Source organism: Flavobacterium sp. N2038, from assembly GCF_025947185.1.
GTDB lineage: Bacteria > Bacteroidota > Bacteroidia > Flavobacteriales > Flavobacteriaceae > Flavobacterium.
The window spans coordinates 2,050,400-2,063,051 of record NZ_CP110001.1 but is presented as its reverse complement, the minus strand read 5'-3'; the positions used below and the strand labels follow the sequence as shown (position 1 = coordinate 2,063,051).

General features: G+C 33.8%; 12 protein-coding genes. 7 read left to right on the top strand and 5 right to left on the bottom strand.

Going from position 1 to position 12,652, the window contains the following annotated elements:
• Positions 1–20: 20 nt before the first annotated feature.
• Together OLM51_RS09350 and OLM51_RS09345 are read left to right on the top strand one after the other, a co-directional pair.
• The gene (locus OLM51_RS09350; RefSeq protein WP_264554050.1) at positions 21–920 is read left to right on the top strand and encodes a TlpA family protein disulfide reductase; all 900 of its coding nucleotides are present in this window, start codon (positions 21–23) and stop codon (positions 918–920) included.
• Between the two features lie 8 nt (positions 921–928).
• Complete coding sequence (locus OLM51_RS09345; RefSeq protein ID WP_264554049.1) at positions 929–1,615, top strand: 2'-5' RNA ligase family protein; 687 nt, start codon at positions 929–931, stop codon at positions 1,613–1,615.
• 127 nt (positions 1,616–1,742) lie between these two features.
• On the opposite strand, the gene OLM51_RS09340 is transcribed toward OLM51_RS09345, so the two are convergent.
• The 5 genes from OLM51_RS09340 to OLM51_RS09320 form a co-directional block, all read right to left on the bottom strand.
• A complete protein-coding gene (locus OLM51_RS09340; RefSeq protein WP_264554048.1) occupies positions 1,743–2,105 on the bottom strand; it encodes a VOC family protein in 363 nt (120 codons plus the stop codon).
• Positions 2,106–2,141: 36 nt separating this feature from the next.
• Positions 2,142–2,837, bottom strand: a complete 696-nt coding sequence (locus tag OLM51_RS09335; RefSeq protein WP_264554047.1) for a VanW family protein — start codon at positions 2,835–2,837, stop codon at positions 2,142–2,144.
• On the bottom strand, positions 2,834–3,496 hold the full coding sequence (locus OLM51_RS09330) for a class I SAM-dependent methyltransferase (protein ID WP_264554046.1): 663 nt from the start codon (positions 3,494–3,496) through the stop codon (positions 2,834–2,836). Before OLM51_RS09330 ends, OLM51_RS09335 begins: the two co-directional genes overlap by 4 nt.
• Positions 3,497–3,577: 81 nt before the next feature.
• Positions 3,578–4,255: a DUF2625 domain-containing protein gene (locus OLM51_RS09325; RefSeq protein ID WP_264554045.1), complete on the bottom strand. Its 678-nt coding sequence runs from the start codon at positions 4,253–4,255 to the stop codon at positions 3,578–3,580.
• A gap of 5 nt (positions 4,256–4,260) precedes the next feature.
• Positions 4,261–6,408, bottom strand: a complete 2,148-nt coding sequence (locus OLM51_RS09320) for a cation:proton antiporter (RefSeq protein WP_264554044.1) — start codon at positions 6,406–6,408, stop codon at positions 4,261–4,263.
• A gap of 315 nt (positions 6,409–6,723) precedes the next feature.
• Between OLM51_RS09320 and OLM51_RS09315 the strand changes: the two genes are divergently transcribed.
• The 5 genes from OLM51_RS09315 (at position 6,724) to OLM51_RS09295 (ending at position 12,616) form a co-directional block, all read left to right on the top strand.
• A complete protein-coding gene (locus OLM51_RS09315; protein WP_264554043.1) occupies positions 6,724–8,151 on the top strand; it encodes an L-serine ammonia-lyase in 1,428 nt (475 codons plus the stop codon).
• Between the two features lie 102 nt (positions 8,152–8,253).
• Complete coding sequence (locus tag OLM51_RS09310; protein WP_264554042.1) at positions 8,254–9,456, top strand: SH3 domain-containing protein; 1,203 nt, start codon at positions 8,254–8,256, stop codon at positions 9,454–9,456.
• A 51-nt stretch (positions 9,457–9,507) separates the two neighbouring features.
• Positions 9,508–10,326 (top strand): 3-methyl-2-oxobutanoate hydroxymethyltransferase, encoded by an 819-nt coding sequence (gene panB, locus OLM51_RS09305; protein WP_264554041.1) that lies wholly within the window; start codon positions 9,508–9,510, stop codon positions 10,324–10,326.
• Positions 10,327–10,521: 195 nt separating this feature from the next.
• Positions 10,522–11,211 (top strand): RluA family pseudouridine synthase, encoded by a 690-nt coding sequence (locus OLM51_RS09300; protein ID WP_264554040.1) that lies wholly within the window; start codon positions 10,522–10,524, stop codon positions 11,209–11,211.
• A gap of 76 nt (positions 11,212–11,287) precedes the next feature.
• Positions 11,288–12,616 carry an aldehyde dehydrogenase gene (locus tag OLM51_RS09295; protein WP_264554039.1) on the top strand — a complete coding sequence of 443 codons (1,329 nt, stop codon included), beginning with the start codon at positions 11,288–11,290 and terminating at the stop codon, positions 12,614–12,616.
• Positions 12,617–12,652 lie beyond the last annotated feature (36 nt).

The window sequence follows — 12,652 nt, the reverse complement described above, 5'->3', positions numbered from 1 at the left end:
ATCTGAATTAAACCAATTCTATGAAACAATTACGAATCTTTTTTTTACTGCTTTCATTTTTTTCAAGTTCTTTTATTATTGCTCAAGATCAAACTTCAATCGAAAAAGAACTTGTTGAACTACATAAACCAACCCAAAAAATTCAGGATTCTCTTTCGAAATTAATGAAAGACTGCAATCTTAAAATAGAAGCTGAAACAGATTCTATTAAACGAAATCTGCTTACACTTCGCTTAGATACGCTTTGGAATGCAAAAGATCAAAACGATATAAACCAATTAAAACTTGATTTTGATTTTGCCAGAAAACATCCAAATTCATTAAAGGCTTTACAAATAATGAAAGTAAGTGCCGGCCGTTTTACAGGAATGAATTTTTATGACACTTTCGTAGAAGTTTTCCAAAATTTTTCTCCTGAAATAAAGAATTCCGAAGAAGGTAAAGAAATGTCAGAGCGACTAAAATATTTCAAACAAAGTAAAGTTGGCAGTATTGCTCCAGCATTTACTTTAAAAGATATTAATGGTCAAACCGTTTCGCTAAGTGATTTTAAAGGTCAGAAATATATTCTAATAGACTTTTGGGCAAGTTGGTGCGCTCCATGCCGCGAAGAACTTCCTTATATCAAAGAATTGTACAAAAAATACAACCAGCAAGGATTTGAAATCATTAGTGTTACCAAAGATGAAAAAGCCGATCTTTGGAAAAACGCTATTGCAAAAGAAAAAATCGAATCATGGAAACATCTTTCTGCTACTGAAAACAAAACTACCATTGTCAATGACTACTTTGTTTTCGGAATTCCGCATAAGGTTTTAATTGACAAAAACGGAGTCATTATTGGAAAATGGAAAGGCGGCGGCGAGAATAATAAACATGATTTACAACAGCTTTTGAAATCTGTTTTTGAAGCTGAATAAACACTACAATGAACTTAACTGAACACTATAACCAACTCTACAAAAAATCTGCTGAAGCTATTTCGACAGGAAAATACTCGATAGATTCTCAAATTACAAATCAATCTGATGCGCGATTTGGAATAACATTACTTATTCGTCCCAATGAAGAAATTAAATCCAATATTCAGGTTCTTATTAACGAATTAAAGAAAGCTGAACCTAAACAATATTATTATCCTGATTCCGATATTCACATTACGGTTTTGTCGATAATTTCATGCTCTGAGGAATTTAAATTAAATCAGATCTCACCAATCGATTATGTTCAGATTATTTGCAAAAGTCTGATAGAAGCAGATAAACTTAAAATACAGTTTAAAGGCATAACAGCTTCGCCTTCTGCGATAATGATTCAGGGATTTCCAACAGATGAAACGCTGGATAATTTACGAAACAAACTACGTGAGAATTTCAAGAACTCAGATTTGCAGCAAAATATTGACAGTCGATATACAATTAGTACAGCGCACTCTACCATTATGCGCTTTCAGGAACCACTTCATGATCCTAAGAAATTAATCAAAATCACCGATAAATTCCGTAATTATGATTTTGGCGAATTTACAGCTGAAAATTTAGAATTGGTTTATAATGACTGGTATCAAAGAGCGCAAAATACAATACAATTGGCAGATTTTTGTTTGACAAATTAAAAAAAACAACCACGACCCGAGCGGTAGCGAACAGGCGAAGCAATTCACGAATTTTTGCTAAACGTTACGTGCCGTTTTTACGAATAGATTCAAGATAAAATTCGTGAATTTGTGGCTATTTTTTAGTTTACTTATTAAACTTCCCAAAATGCCATAATACACCAGACGGATCATGTAGAAAACATTCACTTCCCCAATCTAAATGGCGTGTTGGGGTTAGTTTTACGCCATATTTTTCGGTTAGATTTAAGGCAAGAAGTTCGTCGTAATAGTAATCAACATCATCGACTTCGAGAAAAATCATAGTGTTTTCATTCCAGCTTTTATCATAATAATCCTGAAGATAAAAGGCTAAATCTCCTGTTTTAAAAACAGAAAACTTTGGATCTAAAACTCCTTCTTCGAAACCTAAATCACGATAAAAACTTCTGGAAATTTCAAAATCTTTAGCTCCAATAAATGGTCGGATTGATGTCGCTTTGTGTTGCATTTTATTGAGTTTTACAAATTACTTTAAGAAAAAAAATCAGCTCATTTTTTGGTACTTCGATTGATTTAGCAATTTTCTATCACTATTGAAAACATTTACAGTTATCAATTTTTTATCGAAAATAGATTCAAAAAGCAATTCTTGTTTTTCTATTGCTTTCTCACTCCATAAATTTACATAAATAAAATTTTCTATTATTTCAATTTCAAACTTAACGGCAAACAAAAAATTATTTTTTATTCTCAAATCTTTATAACCATATACGATTGTTGCATCACAACCTAAGGGTGCAAATCTGGTTTCTGTAGTATAAATATCAACAGAATGATTGTGTCTTTCTAAAATTTCTAAACCGGCAATCAGGCTCATCTGGTACACAATTCCTGATACCTGACACATTCCGCCACCATTCTCCTGCTCTAATTTTCCGTTTACTAAAGTTCTGCTTTTCTTAAAATTCAGATTTGGGTTTCCAACAATTTTAAAGAAAGAAAAAATTTGGCGGGGTTGAAGAACATGTTTATTTATTCTTTTTGATGCTAATAAAATGTTATACATTTTATTTTCAAAAGTCTCACCGGGCTTAATCTCCTGGGCTATAGAAATCGAATAATCAAACCTTAAATCACCTTTGGCTGGCTTAGAAAATTCAAACAAATCTTTGCTTAAAAAATCATTCTTAAACCTGATTAATAGTTTTAAACTGATCTTAATTTGTTTCCAAATTTTCATCTTTTTTCTAATTCAATAATTAAGTAAGAACTATATTCTTTCAGGAATGAATTTGCTAAAAATGTATCAAACTTTATTAGAAATTTTCGGCAAAATTTGGGAAATCTATGTATGGGAAAAAACAATAAACCAAATGTCCTTTTGATCTTAAAAGTTGAATTTTCTTTTATAGCGTCAAAATCTAAACTATATGCTCCGTGCCAATTCTCTTTTTTAAACCCCAACAAATTTCTTCGTTTTCGTGATGGGATATCAAAAATAATTCTGCCATTGTTTTTTAAAATCCTATGCGATTCTTCCAAAATCAAATTCATATTCTTTTGATCCAGATGCATAAAAAAATGAAAACTGATGATTGTATCAATACTATTATTTTCTAAAATTATTCGATCAGCCTCTCCTTCCAGAAACTTTTTTTCAGGAAACTTCTTTCTTGCAATTTCGATCATTTCAGGACTTGCATCAACTCCAATCGAAGCATAATTTAAAAGTCTGCCGGTACCACAAGCTAAATCAAGAATTTGTTCCTTTTTATCGGTTAATAATTTATCCAGTATTCTTCGCTCCTGATAATCAATAAATCTTCCGTAGGAATTATCAAATCTATCCTGGTCATAAGTACTCGCCAGATCGTTATAATAATTTACAATTTCGCTCATTTTTAATTCTTAAAATAAAAATCAAATGTAGCGAAATTCCTGCTCGATAAGGATTAATTTCACGCAGATTTTAGAGCTCTATTAATTATCAAAACCGAGTTGTTTTCGCAGTTCCAGATTTAAGCTGTATTGTTCCTGAACTGGAATTATTTTTCGTGAACTTTTATTAATATCGCTTCCTTCGGCCGTCCATAGAAAAGGGTAAAAATTAAAGACTTCATCCCCTTTTAATTTAGAAACTTCCTCTCTCCATCCGTTCCATCTGTTGCCTTCGTAGAATTTATCTAAATCATTACTAAAACAGAATCCTAAAAATTCAGAATACGTAATATCAAGTGGTTCATATTCGAGATTGTCAGGAGAAAAATAATAGATTTTCCCCACATCAGTTCCTAATCCACCACCATTCAGTAAATAAAAACCTCCAATAGCATCATCTGCTATCAATAAAAAAGGAGCAGCTTGTCCAAACTCTGTAAACGATTTTCCATGATTCCAATCCGGTAGCGTGCGATCAAATTTTGCATTTCCGGAACCCAAAATTCTAATCCAGCCATCGTCAATCAAAAGTCCGCCAGTCATAAAAACAATCGCCCCCATTGTAGAGCGAGTCGTAACCTGAGTTTTATATAATGTTTCTTTTGCTTTTACAACATCAACAGGCAGAATTTCAACTTTATTCTTTGCTGTTTTAATCCAGTCTTCTACAATTACCCAACCCGGATCTTTTTGATCTATAAGTTCTTCTACTTTTTTCATTTTGTTTATCCTTTCTTCAAAATACTTCCCAAACCGCGACCAATTTGTTCAATCGCTTCCAGACTTTTAGTTAATGGCGTAGCTGTAAAATCTTCATAGGCATCCATCGCACTTTCTTTACGGTCATCCTGTGGATAAACTAAGATTATATTGTTATCACTAAAGAATTTTTCGAATTTTTGAGGCAGTCGGTCAAAAATAGATTGATACGAAACAGACCCTTTTCTTGATAAATTAAAAACGATTAAATCGGTTGGTTTTAGCTCATCTGAAATCGATTCAAAATCGTCCCATTCCGTAACGCCTTTGAAAGCTAATTTTGCATTTAATCGCAAATAATTTGCAATCTCCTGAATGGCCTGATGCGTTTTGTACTCAGCATAAATTACAATCGGAATACTTAATTCCTGGGATAATCTGCAAATCTTCTGTAATAAAAGATGAAACCCAACTCCTCTTTCAGAAAAAGGAGGACAGATAAAAACTAATCTTTTATCTTCAATAAAGTTTTTCTGGAATCGGCAAATAAATAGACTTTTATCTACATTATTTATAATTGAGTCTACATTCTCTCCAAAGATTTTGTCCAGGAAACCCGTCTTTCTTGGCCATCCCACAATAACAATGTCTGACATTATTTCTTTAGAAGTCCTGGCAATTCCACTCGCTGGATTATGGTCGATTCTGGCAATCGTATTTATTTTAACTTCTGAAGCTGAACCCTGAATTACAAATTTATCAACTGCTTTTCGGTATTTTAAGATATTCTTTTCGGCCTGATCATTATTTGGAACAATCGTTAATAAAGTAACCGGATTGAGTGATTTTTTATCTTTAATTAAAAGTGCAAAATCCAGTAGACTTGAAGTAGCAGAACTTTTGGCTAACGGAATCAAAATATGTTCATCTAAAATCTGATCTTTACCTGCATCTTCATGAGAAACTTCTTCTTCGCAAATTGCTATTTTTTTTGCCGCTTTCTCTGTAGCAAATGAAGCTACAATACAAGTGATCAGAATCAGAATAATAGTTCCGTTTAAGATGTTTTCGTCTAATATCTTGGCCTTAAACCCAACTAAAATAACAGCCAGAGTTGCCGCCGCGTGCGCACTGCTCAGACCAAAAATAAGTTGTCTTTCGGTTTTGGTATATTTAAAAACAATTTGGGTAAAAAACGCTGCAATCCATTTTCCAAAAATAGCCACAACACTCAATGTTCCCGCTACAATTAAAGCCGTTGGCCCGCTTAAAATCACGCTGACATCAACCAGCATTCCAACAGAAATCAAGAAGAACGGAATAAATAAGGCGTTTCCAATAAATTCAATTCTGTTCATTAAAGCAGAAGAATGTGGAATCAAAGGATTTAAAGCCAAACCGGCAACGAATGCCCCAATAATTGGCTCTACTCCTGCTACTTCGGCCAAAAAGGCTGCAAAGAAAACAACTGAAAGTACAAAAATATAATGGGCATGTTTCTCACTTTCCAGTTTTTTAAAAAACCATTTGGCAATTCTGGGAATAACCAGAAACATAATTGCTGAGAAAATAGCTAGTGAAACCGTTAGTTTTATCCAAAAAGCCTGATTTAAGCTTCCTTGAGCACTTCCCATAATTACCGCCAGAATAATCAAAACTGCAGTATCTGTTAAAATTGTACCTCCAACTGTTATGGCAACTGCCTGATTTTTTGCTATACCCAGTTTGCTTACAATTGGATAGGCTACCAATGTATGCGTTGCAAACATACTCGCGGTCAGGAAACTGGCATTAAAATCGTATTTTAATAAATAAAAACAAACAGGAAAACCAATAGAAAGCGGTAAAATGAACGTGAAAAATCCGAATAATAAACTTTTATTTCGGTTAGCTTTAAACTCATTCATATCGAGTTCCAGACCTGCAATAAACATAATATACAAAAGTCCTATTGTGGAGAATAAATCTACTGCCGAGTTTTTTGCCAGAATATTTAATCCGTGAGGGCCAATAATAACACCCGAAATGATAAGTCCAATAATGCCCGGAATGTTTATTTTTTTTAGTAAAATGGGAGACAGTAGAATAATGAAAAGTATTAACGAAAAAATTAATACTGGATTGTTTAATGGTAATTCGAATTCCTGTATAAAATGTCTGAAAAATTCTATCATAATGTAATTTTATCTTCTTGTGGCATTGCAATTAATCGTAAAAAGACATTTCAGAATTAGAACAAAATCCATGAAGTATTAGTTTTTAGAAACAAGAACTTAGATCACTACTATCTTGCTTTATTACAAAAATACCGAAAAAAGGCTAACTTTCTACGAAAACACTATATTAAAGATTTAAATTTATTTCATTGCCGAATTATTAAAATTTAATACCTTTTTTAACAAAAGCTCAACATTAACAATCAAATTTTATTCATCATTGCATTATTCAATTATCTTTGTCTGTATAAAAATTGAACAATAATTGAAACAATGGAAGAATGTATCTCTGTTTTTGATATGCTAAAAATTGGTGTTGGGCCCTCAAGCTCACACACTTTGGGGCCTTGGAGAGCCGCAGAACGCTTTTTGGAAGAGCTGAAAAGTGAAGCTATTTTAGATCAGGTAAAAAGAGTAAAAGTCGATTTGTACGGTTCTCTTTCCTTAACTGGTAAAGGCCACGCAACAGATTTATCTGTTATGTTGGGCTTAAGCGGTCAGGATCCTGAATATATTCCGGTCGAAAATATTGCCGGCATTATCAAAAATATAGAAGACACACACGAGATCAATCTTGCCAATGAATATAAAGTTCCTTTTTACTTTTTACAAGACATTGTTTTCAACAAAGATTTCCTTCCTTTTCATGCCAACGGATTAAAATTCACGGCTTACAAAAATGATGATTCTGAGTATGAATCTACTTTCTACTCTATTGGTGGTGGTTTTGTTGTGAAAGAAGAACGCGAAAATGCAAAAATCAAAGAGGTGATTAAATGTGCTTTTCCGTTCCCTATTCAAAATGCAGTTGAACTTTTAAATTATACCGTTTCCGAAAACAAATCTATTTCTGAGATTGTTTACGAAAACGAAAAATCAATGCGTTCTGAAGAAGAAATTCATTCAGAACTTATGCGCATCTGGAATACAATGCTTGAATGTATGTACATTGGCTGCCACTCAGAAGGGATTCTTCCGGGCGGTTTGCATGTGCGCAGAAGAGCTTTTGATATGCACCAGAATCTTATCGGATTATCCAATTATAATGATCCGCAATCCTGGCTGGAAGAAATCAGAAAAACGGAGGTTAAATTTCGCCAAATCCTGAAATGGGTTAGCTGTTTTGCATTGGCTGTAAATGAAGTAAACGCCTCATTAGGGCGTGTAGTTACAGCTCCGACAAACGGAAGTGCTGGTGTAATTCCGGCAGTTTTAATGTATTATCTGGTAATTGAAAATCATAATGCAGGCGAAAAAGAAATCAAACAATTCCTGATGGTTGCCGGAGAAATTGGAAGTATTTTCAAAAAAGGATCTACAATTTCTGCTGCAATGGGAGGCTGTCAGGCCGAAATTGGTGTTTCGTCATCAATGGCTGCAGCAGCACTTTGTGAATTAATGGGCGGAAGTCCTGCTCAGGTTCTGATGGCTGCCGAAATTGCTATGGAACATCATTTAGGTCTAACCTGTGACCCTATTGGTGGTTTGGTTCAGATTCCGTGTATTGAAAGAAATACAATGGGTGCCATAAAAGCGATAAATGCTGCGGAATTAGCTTTAGAAACCGATTCTAAAAATGCAAAAGTGCCATTGGATAAAGTAATTAATACCATGTGGCAAACGGCAAAAGACATGAATTCTAAATACAAAGAAACCTCAGAAGGCGGACTTGCCGTTGCGGTAAACATGGCCGATTGCTAAAAATAGGCTGCCACGAATTTCACGAATTACACTAATTGTTTTTACGCACTTCAATAAAAATTAGGGTAATTCGTGAAATTCGTGGCAAAAACAAAACACTTCATGAAAAAATTCTATTTCATACTTGCATTATTTTGCTCTATTTTATTGCATTCACAAGAACGTTGTTTTCTTAATTCAGATACAAGACTATATACAGAACCAAAAACTTCAGCTTCTTTTTTAGGCTATTTTAAATATGGAGCCGAAGTTCGTTTAATATCACAAAATCAAAACGGCTGGTATAAAGTGCAGGCTGATAATTTTAATGAAGGATTTGTTCCCGAAAAATTCATTGCGACCCGATTAAACGCAAAAGATATTAAAACAAAAGATCCGGAAAATCCTATTTTAGAAGGTGGCGACGCTTATTATGGAGGTAATCATCTTTTTGTTTTGGTTGCAGGCTTAAAAGCCAGAGCATTGCCCGACAGAAACTCAAAAATCAAAGAAGTTTTATTTACCGGAGATCCGGTTGCTGTCAATTATCTCCCCGTAAATCAAGAGGAATGGGTTAATATCAATGGTAATTTTACCGAAGAGTATGCACAATATACTTTACGTAAATTTATTGGCACAAGACCCGATTTTGATACTTTACTAAAAGATTTCGATAAACTTGATGTAAATGCGGTTTCAGAACGTAAAACAGTCAGCGAAAGAATCGTAGAACTGGCATGGAACAGCGAATATTCTAAATTAGAACCGGCGTATCAAAGATATTATGAAGTAGTTAAACAGATTAACGATCCAAAATTAATCGCTGAAACCGAAATGAATATGGCTCTTGCCAAAGGCTTAGCAAAACATAAATTACCGGAACAGATTATCGCTTTTACTAAAAAAATTGGATTCCTATTGGGCGATATCAAGACAGATACACCAATGCCGTATTTTACTCAAAAGCAATTATTGAAATTTTACGGAGATCCGGATAGAAAAGTAAAAATAAGTGATGAGTGCGGTCTATATTTAAGCGATTTATTTTATTACTATCCTAATTTAGAGATTTCTGTAGATGAAGAGAAAAATAAGGCTGAAGTTATTAAAGTTTATGTGAGTCCAAATTATAAATTCATATTAAATACAAATGACTTTTTAGATAATTCTACGTCCGAAAAAGCTTTCATTGAAAAATATGGAACCTATATCGAAGCTTCGTTGAAATCACCACATAATTATTCTATCATAATGGAAGAAAGTCAATTTAGAATACAATTTAAAGATGGAAAACTTTATTCTGTCGAAATATTCTTTTATTGCTGATTCTCAAGTTACAATTATTCAATACTTTTACATCATCAAAAAAAAATTAAAATGTCAGTAGCAAAAAAAGATTATAAAAGAATCACAACCAAATCATTGATTGAAATGAAAAGCAATGGAGAGAAAATCTCTATGCTTACAGCATATGATTATACAATGGCAAAAATCGTTGATACTGCAGGTGTTGATGTTATTTTAGTTGGAGATTCGGCTTCAAATGTAATGGCAGGTCACGAAACGACCTTACCTATTACTTTAGATCAAATGATTTACCATGCTTCATCTGTAGTTCGCGCTGTCGAGAGAGCTTTGGTGGTTGTAGATTTACCATTTGGAAGTTATCAGTCAGATCCTAAAGAAGCTTTACGTTCTTCTATCAGAATAATGAAAGAAAGTGGCGGGCATGCTGTGAAATTAGAGGGTGGAAAAGAAATTAAAGAATCCATCAAAAAAATATTAAACGCAGGAATCCCGGTTATGGGACATTTGGGTTTAACTCCTCAGTCTATTTATAAATTCGGAACTTACAGTGTACGCGCTAAAGAAGATGAAGAAGCTGAAAAACTAATCGAGGATGCTAAATTATTGGAAAAAATTGGCTGTTTTGCTATCGTTCTTGAAAAAATCCCTGCTGATTTAGCCAAAAAAGTTGCTGATAGTATTTCTATTCCTGTTATCGGAATTGGTGCCGGTGGTGGTGTTGATGGACAGGTTTTGGTTATTCATGACATGTTGGGAATGAATAATGAATTCAGCCCGCGTTTCTTACGTCGTTACTTAAACCTATACGAAGAAATGACAAAAGCAATTGGTCAATATGCAGCGGATGTGAAATCTAGTGATTTCCCTAATTCAAATGAACAATACTAAGTTTTTAAGATTCTAAGTTACTAAGGTTCTGAGGTACAAAGGGGCAAAGTGACAAAGGTTTCTTTTTTAGGAACAAAGGTTCAAAGGCTTTTTAAAATTCAAAAAATAATTGCCTCCAGCTTTAGCTGGAGGTATATTTTTTAACCTGTTTCAAGGCTTTAGCCAAATTATTACACTAAAATTTCATATTTTCAAATGAAAATCATTTCAGACAAAAACAATCTCCAGGTATTACATGAAGACAATCACATTATTGTGGTTAATAAGCGCGTAGGTGATATTGTTCAAGGTGATAAAACAGGAGATAAACCTTTATCTGATGTTGTAAAAGAATATATAAAAGTAAAATACAATAAACCCGGTGATGTATTTTTGGGTGTAATTCATCGTCTTGACAGACCAACAACCGGAATTGTTGTTTTTGCCCGAACAAGCAAAGCATTAGCACGAATGAACGAATTGTTCAGTAACCGTGAAACAAAAAAAACGTATTGGGCAGTGGTTAAAAATAAACCTCTGGAAGCAACTGCCAAATTGGTTCATTTTTTAAAGAGAAACGAAAAAAACAATACTTCAAAAGCGCATTTAAAAGAAGTTCCGGATAGTAAACTGGCGAGTCTTGATTACAAAATAATCAAAGAACTTCAAAATTATACAGCGCTTGAAATCAATCTTCACACAGGGCGTCATCATCAAATTAGAGCACAATTATCTGCAATAGGTTCTCCTATTAAAGGTGATTTAAAATATGGTGCTGACCGAAGCAATCCGGACGGTGGTATTCACCTTCATGCCAGGAAACTTGTTTTTGTTCATCCGGTTTCTAAAGAAAACATAACAATCATAGCCCCAACACCTGACGAAACAATTTGGAACGCGGTTTGATTTTTATGATTTAATTGTTAATTTTTTAAATTTTATCGATTAACTTGCATAGAGAAAAAAACAAGCTTATCATAAAATGGACTACAAAAACGACATCGGATACAGAAAAGAAACGCTTAAAAAATTGTTGTATAACATTCAAAAAAGCGAGGATTTAATTGTAAAAGCGCTGTACGATGACTTTAAAAAGCCTGAATTTGAAGCTGTTTTGACCGAAACAAATTATGTCATTTCAGAATTAAAAGACACTATAAAAAACCTTCGTGCATGGGCAAAACCAAAAAATATTTTCCCATCGTTACTTAATTTTCCATCTACAGATTATATTTATAAAGAGCCATACGGAAAGGTACTGGTTATCGCGCCATGGAATTATCCATTTCAACTGGCTTTGTGTCCATTAATTTCTGCAGTTGCAGCAGGAAACAGAGTGGTTTTAAAACCTTCAGAACTTACTCCGCATACTTCGGCTATTATTGCCAAAATCATCGAAAAAACATTTCACATTAATCATGTCGAAGTTTTTGAAGGCGGAATCGAAGTTTCAAATAAATTACTGGCAAAACGCTGGGATTATATTTTCTTTACCGGAAGCGTATCTGTGGGCAAAATTGTCGCCAAAGCTGCAGCAGAAAATCTAACTCCGGTTACCTTAGAATTAGGCGGAAAAAATCCTTGTATAATAGATGAGACTGCCAACTTAAAATTGGCTGCCAAACGCATTGTCTGGGGAAAATTTATGAATGCCGGACAAACCTGTATTGCTCCTGACTATATATTGGTTCAAAAAAACATGAAAGTAAATTTCATCAAATTTTTAATTGAAGAAATCATAAAAGCATATGGTAAAAAAATAGATAAATCTCCGGATTTAGCCCGCATTATAAATACCAAAAACTGGCTTCGCCTGGATAGTATGATCGAACGCGAAAAGGTAATTTTTGGTGGAGAAACAAATGCAGCCAATCTCTATATCTCTCCTACATTAATTGAAGATCCGGACTTAGACAGCGCCGTGATGAAAGAAGAAATTTTTGGTCCTATCCTTCCTATTTTAACTTACGAAACCGAAACTGAGATAGAAAATGTAGTAAGCCGATATGAAAAACCTCTTGCTTTCTATATTTTTAGTGAAAATGATGCATTTGCAAAAAAACTAATTGCCACCTACTCTTTTGGAGGGGGCTGTATCAATGATACTGTGGTTCATTTCTCCAATAAACGATTGCCTTTTGGCGGAGTCGGCCATAGTGGAATCGGTGCTTATCATGGTCAGTTAAGTTTTGATATATTCTCTCATCACAAAGCTATTGTAAAAAAAGCAAACTGGCTAGATTTGCCTATGCGATATGCTCCTTACAAAGATAAATTAACCTCACTAAAGCGTTTATTAGACTGGTTATAAACAGAAAAAACAATTTCGTAATGTTTTATAGATTTT